9 protein-coding genes are annotated in these 16,632 nt (G+C 68.2%); 8 read left to right on the forward strand and 1 reads right to left on the reverse strand.

Translation table 11 applies throughout. The features are described 5' to 3' along the window. Positions 1-47: 47 nt before the first annotated feature. A complete protein-coding gene (locus ACOYYX_RS37400) occupies positions 48-1,442 on the forward strand; it encodes a TlpA family protein disulfide reductase (RefSeq protein WP_422927735.1) in 1,395 nt (464 codons plus the stop codon). Positions 1,443-1,448: 6 nt separating this feature from the next. Here the strand turns inward: ACOYYX_RS37400 and ACOYYX_RS37405 are convergent, their stop codons facing one another. Further along, the gene (locus ACOYYX_RS37405; protein ID WP_422927736.1) at positions 1,449-2,000 is read right to left on the reverse strand and encodes a GNAT family N-acetyltransferase; all 552 of its coding nucleotides are present in this window, start codon (positions 1,998-2,000) and stop codon (positions 1,449-1,451) included. A 338-nt stretch (positions 2,001-2,338) separates the two neighbouring features. Between ACOYYX_RS37405 and ACOYYX_RS37410 the strand changes: the two genes are divergently transcribed. From ACOYYX_RS37410 to ACOYYX_RS37440, 7 genes are all read left to right on the forward strand, one after another. Continuing rightward, positions 2,339-5,044, forward strand: coding sequence for a tetratricopeptide repeat protein (locus ACOYYX_RS37410; RefSeq protein ID WP_422927737.1), 2,706 nt, complete (start codon positions 2,339-2,341; stop codon positions 5,042-5,044). A 2-nt stretch (positions 5,045-5,046) separates the two neighbouring features. After that, a complete protein-coding gene (locus tag ACOYYX_RS37415) occupies positions 5,047-5,919 on the forward strand; it encodes a DUF4159 domain-containing protein (RefSeq protein ID WP_422927738.1) in 873 nt (290 codons plus the stop codon). 115 nt (positions 5,920-6,034) lie between these two features. Next, on the forward strand, positions 6,035-6,997 hold the full coding sequence (locus ACOYYX_RS37420) for an AAA family ATPase (RefSeq protein WP_422931717.1): 963 nt from the start codon (positions 6,035-6,037) through the stop codon (positions 6,995-6,997). Between the two features lie 113 nt (positions 6,998-7,110). Continuing rightward, positions 7,111-8,016, forward strand: coding sequence for a DUF58 domain-containing protein (locus ACOYYX_RS37425; RefSeq protein ID WP_422927739.1), 906 nt, complete (start codon positions 7,111-7,113; stop codon positions 8,014-8,016). Continuing rightward, positions 8,013-10,127, forward strand: coding sequence for a BatA domain-containing protein (locus ACOYYX_RS37430; protein ID WP_422927740.1), 2,115 nt, complete (start codon positions 8,013-8,015; stop codon positions 10,125-10,127). Before ACOYYX_RS37425 ends, ACOYYX_RS37430 begins: the two co-directional genes overlap by 4 nt. Then, positions 10,124-14,212 carry a DUF4175 family protein gene (locus tag ACOYYX_RS37435; RefSeq protein ID WP_422927741.1) on the forward strand — a complete coding sequence of 1,363 codons (4,089 nt, stop codon included), beginning with the start codon at positions 10,124-10,126 and terminating at the stop codon, positions 14,210-14,212. Before ACOYYX_RS37430 ends, ACOYYX_RS37435 begins: the two co-directional genes overlap by 4 nt. Beyond that, positions 14,209-16,590: a glutamine amidotransferase gene (locus ACOYYX_RS37440; protein WP_422927742.1), complete on the forward strand. Its 2,382-nt coding sequence runs from the start codon at positions 14,209-14,211 to the stop codon at positions 16,588-16,590. Before ACOYYX_RS37435 ends, ACOYYX_RS37440 begins: the two co-directional genes overlap by 4 nt. Positions 16,591-16,632: the final 42 nt, after the last annotated feature.

A 16,632-nucleotide genomic window follows, 5' to 3' on the forward strand; every position in this document is an offset into this window, starting at 1 on the left:
ACAAGGGTCGCGAGGATATCCCCGACCATGCATCCCTGGAGGCCGGCATGCCCCCCTCGTCTCGCCTTCGCCACGGATCCGCCATCATCGTCGCCCTGACGATCCAGCTTTCCTCGGCCGCCTTCCTCCGCCCGACTCGGGCCGACGAGGCCGCGAGCGCCGTACCCCGCTATCAGCTCCAGGTCGGGCAGGAGCTCAAATACAAGGGGAGCAGCGAGCTCAAATACGCCGACGGCGCCCACGGCTTCAAAACCGACTGGCAGGCCTGGGTCGTGCGCAAGAATGCCGACGGGAGCTGGCGGGTCGTGATGCGGTCGAGCCAGTCCTTCTGGATGAAGCGCGAGGGCAAGGAGCAAGGGGACGGCCAGGTCCAGGCGACCGTCGCCTACTGCGACCTCCACCCAGACGGCCGGGCCTCCGTGAACGACTCGTTCAACCATCGCTTCGAACCCTCGGCGCTCTTCCCCCGGTTGCCCGAGGACGAGGCACAGGCCAAAGAGGGCTGGTCGGCCAGGGGGTACGACGATGAAGACGCCCGCACGGAGTTCAAACCCCTAGGCGGGACCTCCGACGCCGACCTCGTCTTCGAGGGGATCCCCCAGAGCACGATGGGCCTCATCTACGTGAGCTCCCAGCGATCCAAATACGACTTCGACCGCAAACGCGGGCTCATCAAGCGCATCGACAGCGAGAACTCCCAGGGCTATGGGTTCAACGGCAAGGGGACCGGCGTCACCGAGCTGATCGCCATCGAGCCGCATGGGGCCGACTGGGCCAAGCGGTTCGGCGACGAGGCCGACCTCTACTTCGCCGCCAACAAGACGTACCAGGATCTTCAAGCGAAGGCGAGCAAGTCCGTCGGCGTCATCGACGAGGCCCTCGACCAGGCCGAGAAGACCCTCAAGGAGGCCCGCGCGAAACTGACTTTCGCCCCCCTGCAGGAGCAAGTCGACGAGCAGCTCAAGCGTCACGCGGCCCTGCGGTCGTACTACAAGCAGGAGGCCAGGAACCGCGCCGAGGTGATCGGAAAAGACGCCGCGGAGTGGGACGCGGTCGACCTCGACGGCAAGGCGCACTCGCTCAAGGGATATCGCGGGAAGGTCGTGATCCTCGACTTCTGGAACCGTGGCTGCGGCTGGTGCATCCGGGCCATGCCCCAGATGAAGCAGCTCGCCGACGACTTCAAGGGGGAGCCCGTCGCGGTCCTGGGGATGAACACCGACGGCGACGAGACCGACGCCAGGTTCGTCGCCGAGACGATGAAGCTCAACTACCCGACCGTCAAGGCCCAGGGTGTGCCCGAGAAGTACAACGTGCAGGGGTTCCCGACCCTGATCGTCGTCGACCAGGAGGGCAAGGTCGCCGACATCCACGTCGGCTACTCGGCCACGCTCCGCGACGAGGTCTCCCGGATCATCAGGGGGCTCCTCGCCAAGAAATGAGGAGGGCTACCCCTCAGCCCGGCGCGGGAATTCTGCCTCGTCGGGCTCGCGGACGATCGCATAGAGGAGTTGGTCCGTCATATGCCCATCCTTGAAGACGCTGCTGCGTAGACGGCCCTCGAGGGTATACCCGGCCTTCTCGAGCACGCGGGCCGACGCCGGGTTCCAGGCGAAGACCCCGGCGTGGAGCCGGCAGATCTCGAAGTTCGCGAAGGCCCAGTCCGTCATCGCGCGCAGGGCCGAGGTGGCGATCCCCCGGCCCCAGAATTCCCGGCCCAGCCAGTAGCCGATCTCGGCCGAGCGCCTGGCGACGTCCCCCTGGGGCTCGATGCCGATGCCGCCGACCGCCACGTCGTCGACCGCGATCGCGAAGCTCGTCTCCGGCTCCATCCTCGTGACGAGCTGGAGCCAGGCCCTGGCGTCGTCCTTCGTGTAAGGGTGCGGGAACCGATCCTTGAGGTTGAGCCAGACCTCCCGGTCGTTCGCGTGCCGCACGAGCGAGTCGAGATCCCCCCTGCGGAAGGATCGGATCGAGCCGAAGTCCAGTTTCAGTTCCACGGACGGTCTCTTGCGGAATAACATGGCCCGACTCGGTAACGCCCGGATCTCTGGACACGCGCGACGACGGAAAGGTTCTCGGTCATCGAGAAACGACGGTCGCCGCCCCTCATTGTAGCGACCCAGGAAGGCCCGCGCCCCGGCTTGGTCGCGGCGATGGGTGCAAGGCCAATCCTATTCTCGACACAAGATCCTTGCAAATGAGCAAATCTCAGACGCGAGAATCGGACGGCCCCGGCGGTTAATTTACCCTTGGCAATCCGATCGCCGTCGGGGATATAATCCACTTCCGGCCCAGCGGTTGATATAAGCCTCTCCCGAATGGAAGGGATTGCTTCATGCCGGCCGGAACGCAATCGCAGGATCTCGACGACACGTCCTCGAATTCGGGCCGTCCCGGCCTCGCCTCCTCGAAACGCAGCAGGTTCGACCACCACACCCGGCCAACGGCCTCGGCCGTCGTCGTGTGCGCGATATTGCTCGCCCTCGGCTCGTCATCGACCCGGGCCGACGACCTGGAAGACGCGGAGAAGCTCTACCGCACGGGACAGTATGAGGAGTGCAACAAGGCCGCGACCCTGGCGACGTCGAAGGGGTTCCGCGACGAGCGCTGGAGCGCCCTCAGGATCGAGACCGAGCGAGCCCGGGGGAGGAGTAAGGAGGCCCTGATCGCCACCGACGAGGCCCTCCAGCGGTTCCCCTGGAGCGTCGGCATCCACTGGCTCGGCCATCAGGTCTATCGGGAGAACGGGCGGGCCGACGATGCGCTGTCCGAACTCGCGGCGATCGAGGCCCTCGTCAGGCGCATGCCGAACCGCTACGGGGGCGCCGAGAGCCGGCTCGTCCTGGGGCGTTACCTCCTCTACCGAGGGGCCGACGCCAAGAAGGTGCTCGAGCAGTTCTACGACGTCGCCAAGAAGCTCGAGCCCGAGCTCGTCGACAACTTCCTCGCCACGGCCGAGCTCGCCCTGAGCAAGCAGGACTATGCCCTGGCCGCCGAGACCTTGCAGAAGGCCCCGCCGACCGCGGCCGAGGACCCGGCCTATCACTACCTCCTCGCGCGTGCCTTCTCGAACGACGACCGGGCGAAGTCGGAGAAGGAGCTCGAGGCCGCCCTCAAGATCAACCCGAGCCACGTCGACAGCCTCCTGCTCGTGGCCGACCACCAGATCGATGGCGAGAAGTATGCCGAGGCCGAGGCGACCCTCAAGCGCATCTTCGCCATCAACCCCCAGGAGCCGAGGGCCTGGGCCTATCGCGCGGTGCTCGCCCACCTCATGAACAACCCCAAGGGGGAGGTCGAGGCCAGGACCAACGCGCTTGCCCCCTGGACCCAGAACCCCGAGGTCGATCACATCATCGGCCGGGAGCTCTCGGCCAAGTACCGCTTCGCCGAAGGATCCGCCGCCCAGAGGCGGGCGCTGGAGATCGATCCCGAGTACCTCCCGGCCAAGGTCCAGCTCTGCGACGACCTCCTCCGCCTCGGGCAGGAAGAGGAAGGCTGGCAGCTCGCCGACCAAATTCTCGCCAAGGATGGATACAACGTCGTCGCCTACAACCTGGTCACCCTGCACGATCGCTTGGCGGGCTTCCGCACGCTCGAGGCCGAAGGCTTGCTCCTCCGCATGGATCCTCGCGAGGCCGACCTCTACGGCCAGCGGGCCCTCGACCTCCTGAAGCGGGCGAAGAAGACCCTCGGCGAGAAGTACGGCGTGACCTTCACCGAGCCGGTGATCGTCGAGATCTTCCCCCAGCGCAAGGAGTTCGCCGTCCGGACGTTCGGCCTGCCGGGGGCCGAGGGGTTCCTCGGCGTCTGCTTCGGCCGCGTGGTCACGGTGAACAGCCCGGCCTCGCAGGGGGAGACCCCTTCCAACTGGGAGGCGGTCGTCTGGCACGAATTCTGCCACGCCGTCACGCTGGGCAAGAGCCGGAACAAGATGCCGAGGTGGCTCAGCGAGGGGATCTCGGTCTACGAGGAGGAGCAGGAGAACCGGACCTGGGGCGAGGCCCTCACCCCGAAGTTCCGCGAGATGCTCCTCGGGAAGGAGCTGACCCCGCTGAGCAAGCTGAGCGCGGCATTCCTCGCCCCCAAGTCGGGGGCGCACCTGCAATTCGCCTACTTCGAGTCGGGCCTCGCCATCGACTTCCTCGTCAAGCGCTTCGGGCTCTCCCTGCTGAAAGACACGCTGGAGGATCTGGCCGAGGGGAAACCGCTGAACGAGGTCCTGCCGGCCCGGGCCAAAACATCGCTAGATCAATTGGACCGCGATTTCGCCGAGTTCGCGCACAAGCGGGCCTCGAGCGTGGCCCCCGACCTGACCTGGGACGACCCGGAGCTCCCCCCCGACGCCGATTCCAAGGCGATCTCGGCCTGGCTCGAGACCCATCCCAAGAGCTTCACCGGCCTGAGACGCCTGGCGGCCCGGCTCGTCGCGGAGCAGAAGTGGACCGAAGCGAAAGACGCGCTCGAGCGGCTGAAACGGCTCTACCCCGAATATGTCGGGACGGAGAATGCGTATATGCTCCTCGCCAACATCGCCCGCCGCAACTCCGACAGTGCCGGCGAGCGCCAGGCCCTCGAGGACCTCACCTCGCGAGCCGGATCGGGCGACGCTGGCCCCGCATTCCTCCGCCTGATGGAACTGGACGAGGCCTCGGGCAACTGGGCCGGGGTCGCGTCGAACGCCGAGCGGTTCCTGGGCGTGAACCCGTTAATCCCCGCGCCCTATCGCCACCTCGCCGATGCGGCGGAGCACCTGGGCAAGCGGGCCCAGGCCATCGCCGCCTACCGGGCCCTGGCCAAGTTGGACGACTCCGACCCTGCCGGCGTGCATTACCACCTGGCGAAGCTCCTGCATGACGACGGCAAGGGGGACGAGGCCCGCCGCGAGGTGCTCAAGTCCCTCGAGGAAGCCCCTCGGTTCCGCGACGCCCACCACCTCCTGCTCGAGTTGGTCGACCCCGCCAGGCCCCCGACGCCCCCGGCCGAAACGCCCAAGCCCGCGACCGAGACACCAACACCCAAGCCCGCGAGGAGCCCGTAACCATGAGCCAAAGTCGTCGCGCGACTCTGGTCGTCCTCGCCAGCCTCGTCGTCATCGCAGGCGGAGTCACGCTCGCCCAGCCCCCCTGGTGGCGCGAGCGTGGGTCGACGACCCTGCCCGAGGACCGGGCCGGGATCCCCGACTGGAAGGTCGATCCGGCCTTCAAAAATGATGTATTCACCTTCGTGCGCGTCGAATACGACTCGGTCCGCCGCGGCGGCGGGGGACGACGCCGAGGTTGGGGCGGGGGCGGCTGCATGACCGACTGGCCCGACAGCGACCTGAACTTCTCGTACCGGCTCCAGCAGCTCACCTCGCTCAAGGTGAACCCGAACCCGATCACCATGAGGCTCACCGACGAGCGGCTCTCCGACTATCCGTTCCTCTACATGATCGAGCCGGGCTCGCTCTACTTCTCCGAGGAAGAGGTCAAGGCGCTCCGGGAATACCTCCTCAAAGGAGGGTTCCTCATGGTCGACGACTTCTGGGGAGACTCCCAGTGGCTGAACTTCTACCAGGAGATCAAGCGCGTCTTCCCCGACCGCGAGCCGCAGGAACTCCCGGCCGATCACGAGATCTTCCGCTGCGTCTATCGGCTCAAGGAGAAGCCGCAGGTCCCCAGCATCGGCGCCGCCTACCAAGGGCGCGACATGGGGATCACCTACGAGATGTACCACGACGGGAACACCAAAGACGTCCACTACCGCGGGATCTTCGACGACAAGGGGCGGATGATGGCGATCATCTGCCACAACACCGACCTCGGCGACGGCTGGGAACGCGAGGGGGAGGACCCCTGGTACTTCCACGAATTCTCCGAGAAGAAAGCATACCCGTTGGGCATTAATATCATCACCTATGCGATGACACACTGAGGCGAACGGGCAGGGGTGGGCCGGTTAACCCATCCAGACGAGTTCGGGACCAAGGCAAGGAGCGATCGTGGCGGAAGACGTCGATGTCTACGAGGAAGAGCGCCAGGCCGTCGCGATGATCCACGAGAGCCGCGGCCGGATCGAGCGCGAGCTGGCCAAGGTGATCGTCGGCCAGAAGGAGGCGACGCATCAACTCCTGATCAGCCTCTTCTCCGGGGGGCACTGCCTGATCACGGGCGCCCCGGGGCTGGCCAAGACCCTCCTGGTGCGCACGATCGCCCAGGTCTTCCACCTCAAGTTCCAGCGCATCCAATTCACCCCCGACCTCATGCCGGCCGACATCACGGGGACCGAGATCCTCGAGGAGACCGGGGACGGGCGCCGCAAGCTCCAGTTCGTCCGCGGCCCGATCTTCGCCAACGTGATCCTCGCCGACGAGATCAACCGCACCCCGCCCAAGACCCAGGCCGCCCTGCTCGAGGCCATGCAGGAGCACCAGGTCACCGCGGCCGGCGTGCGATACGCCCTCGAAGAACCCTTCTTCGTCCTCGCGACGCAGAACCCCATCGAGATGGAGGGGACTTACCCGCTCCCCGAGGCCCAGCTCGACCGCTTCATGTTCAACGTGATCGTCGACTACCTGCCCGAGGATGACGAGGTGGCGGTCGTGCAGCAGACGACCTCCAGGCGCTCGGAGCCGATCGAGCCCCTCTTCGACGGCGAGGCCGTGCTCCGCTTCCACGACGTCGTCCGCAAGGTGCCGGTCGCCGAGGACCTCGTCCGCCACGCGGTCCGGCTCTCGGCGGCCACCCGCCCGGGGCCGAAAGCCCCCGGATTCGTCAACGACTGGGTGAGCTGGGGCGCAGGGCTCCGCGCGGCGCAGTCTCTGGTCCTTGGGGCCAAGGCCAGGGCCCTCCTCGCCGGCCGCTTTCACGTCACCCCCGAGGACATCGAGGCCCTCGTCCACCCGACATTGCGGCACCGGATCCTCCTCGGCTACCGGGCCGAGGCCGACGGGATCACGGTGGATGGCGTGATCGATCGCCTCCTCGAGCATGTCAAAGGACCCAAAAGCTGATGGCTCGGAGCGACGCTCGGGCAGGTACTGGCGCAAGTGGTCGTCCCTCGCCTAGGGGGGGGGCCGACGGCGTTCCGCACTCCAATGCCGGCCTGATCGATCCCCGGACCCTGATGCGGATCAAGAGCCTGCAAGTCCGGGCGAAGGTCGCCGTCGAGGGGTTCCTCAAGGGGATCCACCGCAGCCCCTTCCACGGCTTCTCCGTCGAGTTCACCGAGTACCGCGAGTACAGCCCCGGCGACGACCCCCGTTACCTCGACTGGAAGCTGTTCGCCCGCTCGGATCGCTACTGCATCAAGCGGTTCGAGGACGAGACGAACCTGCGCTGCTCGATCGTCCTCGACACCAGCCGGTCGATGGGATACGGCTCGGCCGGCTACTCCAAGGGGGAGTATGCGCGGACCGCCGCGGCCACGATCGCCCATTTCCTCTCGACCCAGCGTGACGCGGTGGGACTCGTCACGTTCGAGGACCGGGTCGTCGATTTCATCCCGCCGAGGCATCGCCCTGGGCACATGCGTCGCCTGATGGTGGTGCTCGAGCGCGAGCCGGCGGGTAAGGCGACCGACCTCGCCGGCCCGCTCGAGCAGATCGCGGCGACCGTCCGCAAGCGCGGGCTCATCATCCTGATCTCCGACCTGCTCGCGCCGACGGAGCTGCTCCGCTCCCGGCTCGCCTCCTTGCGGGCGATCGGACATGACGTGATCGTCCTGCGGATCCTCGACCCCGAGGAGGTCCGGTTCGAGTTCAAGACCCCGGCGATGTTCCTCGACGTCGAGTCGGGCCGCGAGATGTACGTGGATCCGGAAGCGGCGAGGGGTGAGTACCTCCGCCGCTTCGGTGCTCACGCGACGGCGATCGAGCGGGCCTGCGCCGACCTCGGGATCGACTACGAGTCGCTCACGACCGACCAGCCGCTCGAGCTCGTCCTGTTCAATCTGCTCAGGGCGCGGATGCGTCGGGGCAAGCTGCCGGGCAGGCGAGGCGGCTCGCCCTCACGGGGGGGGGCGCCGCGATGAGCTTCCTCACGCCGCTCTACATTCTCGGGGCCCTGGCGATCGCCGCGCCGATCATCTTCCACCTGATCCGGCGCGCCCCGCAAGGCGAGGTGCCGTTCAGCTCCTTGATGTTCCTCTCGCCGACGCCCCCTCGCCTCACGCGGCGGAGTCGGCTCGACAATATCCTGCTGCTCATCCTCAGGGGCCTCGCCCTGGCCCTCCTGGCCCTGGCCTTCGCCCGGCCCTTCCTCCGGCAGGCGGCGCAGCTCGGCTCGGGCCCCGTCGAACGCCAGCGCGTGGCCATCCTCGTCGACACCAGCGCGAGCATGCGTCGGGGAGACCTCTGGAACAGGGCCAAGGCGCTGGCCGAGGAAGCCATCAAGGGGTGCCGGCCGACCGATCAGTGGGCCCTCTTCGCGTTCGACACCTCGGCGAGGGCGCAGCTCTCCTTCGCCGAGTCGGCCACGCTCGAGCCGGACAGGCGGCAGGCGGTCGGCCTGGCGAAGCTCGCGAGCCTCGCCCCGACCTGGCGGAGCACGCACCTGGGCCAGTCGCTCATCGACGCGGTCGGAGCCATCGAGGACGTGGCCGACGCCACCGAGAAGGCCGCCAAGATGCCCCGCAAGGTGATCCTGATCACCGACCTCCAGCAGGGGAGCCACGTCGAGGCCCTGGGCGACTTCGAGTGGCCCTCCGACGTCGAGCTCGAACTCAAGCGGATCTCCGACACCAGGGCCAACGCCGGCCTGCAATGGCTGAAGGCCTCGACCGAAGGGGAGGCGGCCGACGCCCAGGCCCCGCTCGTCCGCGTCTCGAACGACGCCGGCTCCAAACGCGAGACGTTCGCCCTCAACTGGCTCGACGCCAAGGGGGCCCCCGCCGGCAAACCGACCGAGGCCTACGTCCCGCCGGGAGAGAGCCGGGTCGTCCGGGTCCCGAGGCTCGCCAACGCGCCCAACACCCCCGCGCTCCGGCTCGACGGCGACGGAGAGGGCTTCGACAACACCCTCTGGCTCGCCGCCAGCAGCAAGGACGAGGCGACGGTTGCCTATATCGGCCCCGACGCCCCGGAGGATTCCGGCGGCCTGCTCTATTACCTCCAGCGCGTCTTCCTGCCGACGCCGAACCGGACCGTCAAAGTGACGCCGATCGAGCCGAAGTCGCCGGTCGTCTTCGACCCCGCCAAGCCCCCGGCGCTCGTCATCATGACCTCGGCCGAGACAAGCGCCGACAACGTCCGCCGGCTCAAGGGATACGCGGAGCGGGGCGGCACGATCCTGGGCGTGGTGACGGCCTCGGGCAAGGGGGGGCCGCTCGCGACGATCGCCGGGGATGCCCCCTGGGAGGTCTCCGAATCGCAAGCCGGCCGCGACTTCATGCTCGGCGAGATCGGCTTCGACCACCCGCTCTTTGCGGCGTTCGCGGGGGCCCAGTTCAACGACTTCACCAAGATTCACTTCTGGAAATATCGGCGCATCGATCCCAAGGGATTGGGCGACGTCCGCGTCGTCGCCCGGTTCGAGGAGGGCGACCCGGCCGTGATCGAGAAGGCGGTCGGCAAGGGGAGGCTGATCCTCTTCACCAGCGGCTGGGATCCCGAGGACAGCCAGCTCGCCCGCTCGTCGAAGTTCGTGCCGCTGATGGCCGCGCTCCTGGATTCGGGCGGCTCGAAGACGCTGGACGAGACGAGCTACCTCGTGGATGACGCCGTGCCCTTGCCCGCGGGGCAGGCGCCCGGCGGGGGCTTCGTCGTCCACAAGCCGAACGGGTCGACGGTGCGCGTCGAAGCGGGCAAGACCTCGTTTGCCGAGACCGATCAGCCGGGGGTCTATACGCTGGACCTCGCCGGGGGCAAGCGGACGTTCGCGGTGAACCTGGATCCGGTCGAGAGCCGGACGGCCCCCTTGCCGAGCGAGACCCTCGAGCAGCTCGGGTGCAAGCTGGCGAACGGCAACCCCAAGGTTCTCGACCGCGAACAGATGCGGCAGATGCAGAACGCCGAGCTCGAAGGGCGTCAGAAGGTCTGGCGCTGGCTGATTATCGGGGCCATCGGCCTCTTGATCGTGGAAACGTTGTTGGCAGGGCGTCTCAGTCGACCTCAAACAGCCCGCGAGGAGGCCTTGGCGACATGATCACCGAACTGAGACAGGCGTTGGAAGAGGTGGCGCGTCGGTTCCGCCGGGTGCGGCTCTGGAGCGGCCTGGCGGCCAACTGGCTGGCCTGGGCCCTCCTCGGCATCGCCCTGATCGCGGCCTGGCCCCGGCTGGGGCGCGTCGGCATCCCGGGCGAATGGGTTCTCGCCGCTTATGCCGCACTCGCCGCGGCGACCGGCCTCGCCTGCGCAATCCTCGCCCTGCGTTCGGTCAAGGACGGCTTCTGGGTCGCCCGCCGGATCGAGGCCAAGCATCCGGAACTGCACACCGGCCTGCTCGCCGCCGTGGAACAGGCCTCGGTCCTCGCCGATAAGCGCCCCGGCTATCTGCAGGCCACGGTGATCCGCCAGGCCCTCGCCCATCGCCACGAGCACGCCTGGCTCGACACCGTCTCGAGCTGGACGATCCGAGGGACGCAGGCGGCCCACGTGGCCTCGCTCGCCTGCCTGCTCGCCGTCTTCTTCACGCTGATGGGCCAGGTCCGCTCCCAGGCCCACGAGCGCCGGGATACCCTGGCGAGCCGGCTGGGGGGCACCGACATCGAGGTCGACCCCGGCAACGCCGAGATCGAGCGAGGTACGGCCCTCCTGGTCATCGCCCGGTTCCCGGGCGCGGTGCCGGCCGAGGCCGCCTTGATCGTCGAGAACGGCGTCGAGACGACCAGCCGTTTCGCGATGAACCGCAGCCTCGACGACCCGACCTTCGCCTACCGCGTCGAGTCGGTCACGCGCGACCTCGACTATCGCGTCGCCTACGAGGGCCGCGAGACCTCCACCTATCACATCCACGTCTTTGAGTATCCGAGTCTCGAACGCACCGACGCGAAGCTCGTCTTCCCCAAGTACACGGGGCTCCCGGCTAATACGGTCGAGGACATCCGGCACGTGACGGCCGTCGAGGGGACCGCTCTTACCTTGCTCTGCCGGCTCAACAAGGAGGTCGCCTCGGCCCGGCTCGTCGACGCCAAGGGGGAGCCCCTCAAGCTCGAGCCGAAGGAGGCCGGGTCACTCGTCTATGCGACGAATCTCACCCTCAGCGAGTCCAAACGCTACAAGCTGGAGTTGGTCGACCGCGAGGGGCGGAAGAACAAGCAGACGTCCGAGATCGCGGTGAACGTCACCCGCAACAAGCCGCCGACCATCGCCATGACCCAGCCGGCTCATGACGTGCGCGTTTCGGCCGTCGAGGAGCTGACGCTCAAGGCCGACATCCGCGACGACTTCGGGATCATCCGCCAGGGGGTCAACTACACCCTGGCCGGCAAGGAGCCGAAGGACGTCGTCCTGGGCGAGGCCAAGCCCGCGCCGAAGCAGGTGAAGGCGACGCACCTGCTCGACTTCGAGTCCCTCCACGTCAAGCCCGACGAGCTCGTCTCCTACTTCGTCTGGGCCGAGGACTACGGCCCCGATGGTGCGGTCAGGCGTACCTCCGGGGATATGTTCTTCGCCGAGGTCCGCCACTTCGAGGAGATCTTCCGCCAGGGCGAGCAGCCCGCCGGAGGCGGAGGCGGTGGGGGCGGAGGAGGTGGCGGCGGCGAGCAAATCACGAAGCTGGCCCAGATCCAGAAGGAGATCGTCAACGGCACCTGGAACCTGATCCGCCGCGAGACCGGCACGAAGCCGACGGCCAAGCTTCCCGAGGATGCCAAGACCCTCCACGAATCCCAGCGCGAGGCGATCGGCCAGGCCGACGAGCTCGGCGGGCAGATCCAGGATCAGGTCTCCAAGGCCAGCCTCGAGCAGGCGGTCCGGGCGATGAAGGACGCCGAGGGCAAGCTGACCGAGGCCGGCCAGACCCCGGCCATCGCCCCGCTGCACCCGGCCCTCGTCGCCGAGCAGAAGGCGTATCAGGCCCTCCTCAAGCTCCGGGCCAGGGAATTCCAGGTCAGCCGCCGGGACAGGCAGAACAGCCAGGGGGGCGGGGGCGGAGGCGGCAGCCCGTCGGATCGCCAGCTCCAGCAGCTCGAGCTCACCGACGACGAGAATCGGTATGAAGAGCAACGCTCGGCGAAGGCCAACCAGGAGCAACAATCTCCCCGGGAGCAGGCCCAGCGCGAGACGAAGCAGGTCCTCAATCGGCTCAAGGAGCTCGCCCAGCGGCAGTCGGACCTGAACGACCGGCTCAAAGAGTTGCAGTCGGCGCTCGAAGCCGCGAAGACCCCCGAATCACGCGAGGAGGTCGAGCGCCAGCTCAAGCGGCTCCGCGAGCAGGAGCAGCAGATCCTCCGCGACACGGATGAGCTCCGCGAGCGGATGGAGAACGAGCAGAACCGCGAGCGGATGGCCGAGGCGCGCCAGCAGGTCGAGCAAGGCCGCGAGAATGTCCGACGCGCCTCCGAGGCCCTCGAGGAAGGCCGGCTCTCCCAGGCCCTCAACGAGGGGGCGAGGGCCGGGCGGCAGCTCGACGAGCTCCGCGAGCAGATGCGCAAGGAGAACTCGAACCGCTTCTCCGAAGACATGACCGAGATGCGCGAGCAGGCCCGCAAGCTCGACGAGGGTCAGAAGAAGCTCACCGAGCGGCTCGAGAACCTCGAGAAGACGCCGAAGCAGTCGCTCCGCGACACGGGCGACCGCAAGCAGGTCAAGGATGCCCTCGAGCAGCAGAGCAAGGGGGTCGACAAGATCCTCGAGAAGATGCAGCAGACCGTCCAGGAGGCCGAGGAGAGCGAACCGTTGCTCGCCAAGAGCCTCTTCGACACCGTCCGCAAGGCGAACGAGCCGTCGCTGCCCGAAGCCCTCAAGGGGGTCGACCAGCTTGTGGACGCGGGGGTCCCGCAGGAGGCCACGAACCTCTCGAGGCGCGTCGGCCAGGGGATCGAGCAGATGCGGCAGGGGGTCGAGAAGGCCGCGTCGAGCGTCCTCGGCGACGAGACCACCTCCCTCAAGCGGGCCCAGCAGGAACTTGACGACCTCGCCAACCAACTCGATCGCGAGATCGCCCAGTCGACCGGCCGGCCGATGCCGGGCGCCCAGCGCCCCTCGAACAACCCGGCGCAACGCCCGGGCAACGGTCTCCGCAATCGCAACGCCAACGACCCCAGCCAGAAGGACGCCCCCGGCGGCCAGCCCGAAGGCGACCAGGGGGAAGGGCAACCGGGCGAAGACCCGCAGCAGCCAGGTCAGGGCGGCGAACAGCAACAGCCTGGCGAGGGCCAGCAGCCCAAGGGCCAGGGCCAACGCCAGCGAGGCAACCGCCAAGGGCGCCCGGGCGACCAGCAGAAGCAGCAGGGTGAAGGCCAGCCTCAGCCCGGGGAAGGCCAGCAGCCCCAGGGAGCTGGCGGCGAGCAGCAACCCGGCAACGAGCCTCAGGAGGGTCAGCAGCCCGGCGATCAGCCGGGAGGCCAGCAACCCGGCGATCAGCAGAAGGGGCAACAACCCGGCGGCCAGCAGCCCGGCGGAGCCCAGCCCAAAGGTCAGGGCCAAGGCCAGCGCGGCCAGGGCCAGCGAGGGCAGGGCGGCCTCCGAGGCGGCAATGAACCCCAGCCACAAGCCGGGGATCAGCAGGGCCAGCAGCAGCCGGGCGAAGGCCAGGGCCAACAAGAAGGCCAGGGCCAACAAGAAGGCCAGGGTGAAGGCCAGGGCCAGCAACAAGGCGAAGGCCAGGGTCAGGGCCAGCGTCCAGGGCAAGGTCAGCGCCAGGGCGGAGGCCCCGGCGGGATGGGAGGCCGGGGCGGCGGCGGTGGCGTTGAAGAACTGCTCGGCGGCATGATGAACCAGGGGCCGGGAGGGCCGATCACCGGCGAAGGCTTCCGGCAGTGGTCCGACCGTCTCCGCGACGTCGAGGAACTGCTCAACGACCCTGAGTTGAGGGGCGAGGCCGCCCGGATCCGAGACAGGGCCAGGGGAGCCCGCGAGGAGTTCAAGCGGCACTCCAAGGTGCCCGACTGGAACGAGATGCAGAAGCTCGTGGCCGAACCGATGGCGGAACTCCGCAAGCGGATCGCCGAGGAGGTCAAGCGCCGAGAGTCGCCCGACTCCCTCGTCCCGATCGACCGCGACCCCGTCCCGCCGCAGTACGCCGACTCCGTGCGACGCTATTACGAACGCCTGGGAAGTGGTCAATGACGCGAGTGCCCTTGATCTGGGGATCACCCGACTGGCTCTGGGTCGCCTTGGGGCTGCTCGGGGTCGCGGCCATCGCCATCCTGCTGAGCTACGCGAGGAGGTCGGGCACCGCCTCGCCCCGGATCCGCCTCCTCTGCGCCCTGCTCAAGACGCTCGGCATCGCGGCGCTCGCGATCTGCCTCCTCGAGCCGCTCCTGACCGGCTCCAAGCCCAAGAGCGGCGCCAATGCCTTCGTGGTCCTGGCGGATAACAGCCAGAGCCTCGGCATCCGCGACGAGAAGGCCGACCGCTCCCGGGGCGACCTGTTGAAGGACCGGCTCGCGAAGGAAGCCCCCTGGCGGACCCGGCTCGGCCAGGACTTCGACACCCGCAACTACCTCTTCGACACCCACCTCCGGGCCACCGACGGCTTCGAGGCCCTCGCCTTCGACGGCGAGAGCTCCACGCTCAACGCGTCGCTCGCCGCCCTCTCGCGGCGCTTCAAGGGCCTGCCGCTCGCCGGCGTGCTCCTCTTCACCGACGGCAACCGCACCGACGCCGGCGAGATCGACGTCGACGCCCTCGGGCTCCCGCCGATCTATCCGGTCATCCCCCCTTCGAACGGGGCCTCGAAGGACGTGGGCCTGCAGAACGTCTCGATCAGCCAGACCAACTTCGAGTCGGCGCCGGTCGCGCTCCGGGCCGACGTCAACGCGTCTGGGTTCGCGGGGGAGTCGATCGTCGCCGCGGTGACGGATGAGAGCGGCAGGGACGTGGAGCGTCAGGAGGCGACGGCTTCCTCCGACGGCAAGCCCCTCAGCTTCCGGTTCCAGTTCCGCCCCGAGCACGAGGGGATCAACTTCTACCGCGTCCGGGCCTTCCCCGCCCGCGACGAGACCGCGATGAAGCAGGCCGAGGCCAACCCGCCGGGCACGACCCGCGAGCAGACCCTCGCCAACAACAGCCGGCTCGTCGTCGTCGACCAGGGATCCGAGCCCTACCGCATCCTCTACGTCGGCGGCCGGCCGAACTGGGAGTACAAGTTCCTCCGCCGGAGCCTCGACGAGGACAAGCAGGTCCAGCTCGTCGGGCTCTTGAGGATCGCGCTTCGCCAGCCCAAGTTCGACTTCCGCGACCCGCGCGACCAGTCCACGAACCAGTTCTTCAAGGGCTTCGACAACCCCGACGCCGAGACCGCCGAGCGCCAGGACCAGCCGGTGCTCGTCCGGATCGGGACCGAGGACGCGGCCGAGCTCCGCGACGGCTTCCCCAAGACGGCCGAGGAGCTCTATCGCTATCACGCGATCATCATCGACGACCTCGAGTCGGGCTTCTTCACGCAGGACCAACTCACCCTGATCCGAAGCTTCGTCGCCAGGCGAGGCGGGGGCCTGCTCATGCTCGGCGGGCCCAACTCGTTCGCCGACGGCAAGTACGACCGGACCCCCGTGGGGGACATCCTCCCCGTCTACCTCAACGCCCGCACCCCGGCCTCGCCGTCCGGCCCCGACGAGACCTTCCGCCTGGTCCTCACCCGCGAAGGTTGGCTCCAGCCCTGGGTCCGGATGCGGAAGACGGAGGACGAGGAGAAGGCGAGGCTCGCCTCGATGCCCGGCTTCCACACGATGAGCAAGGTCGGCCAGATCAAGCCCGGGGCGGTCGTCCTGTCTGAGGTCCAGGAGGGCTCCGGCCAGACGATCCCCGCCCTCGTCGCCCAGCAGTTCGGCAAGGGGCACGTCGCCGCGCTCATGATCGGCGACCTCTGGCGCTGGGGGCTCCGGCGGGAGAAGGTCGAGGAGAGCGACCTCGAACGCTCCTGGCGGCAGACCGTTCGCTGGCTCGTGGCCGACGTCCCCAACCGCGTCGAGGCCTCGGTGAATCCCAAGCCGGAAGCCCCTTCGGCGGTCTCGGTCGTGGTGAAGGTCAACGACGGCGAGTACCGGCCGCTCGACAACGCGAAGGTCACGCTCAAGATCGTCCACGCGGGGAGCCCCGACCTCACCATCGAGGCCGAACCGGTCGGCAACGAGGCGGGGACGTATGTCGCCACCTACGTCGCGAAGCAGCCGGGGGCCTACCGGGTCGTCGCCTCGGCGACCGCCCCCGACGGCAGCCAACTCGGCGAGAAGACGGCGGGATGGGCCGCGCAGCCGGCCGCCGACGAATTCGCCAGGCTCGAGCCCGACCGCGATTTCCTCAAGAAGCTCGCCGCGAAGACCCAGGGCGAGGTCGTCGAGGCCGACCAGCTCGACTCGTTCGTGAAGAGCCTGCCGTCGAGGAAGGTCCCCCTCACCGAGCCCTGGACGTCCCCGCTCTGGCACCAGCCCCTTTACTTCCTCATCGCGATCATCTGCCTGACCGCCGAGTGGGGCCTGAGGCGCATCAACGGCCTGGCCTGACCCCGGGCGTTCGCCACCGAAGAATCCGAGCCGATCGAACCG

This window comes from Singulisphaera chitinilytica (assembly GCF_049331405.1).
Classification (GTDB): Bacteria; Planctomycetota; Planctomycetia; order Isosphaerales; family Isosphaeraceae; genus PoT.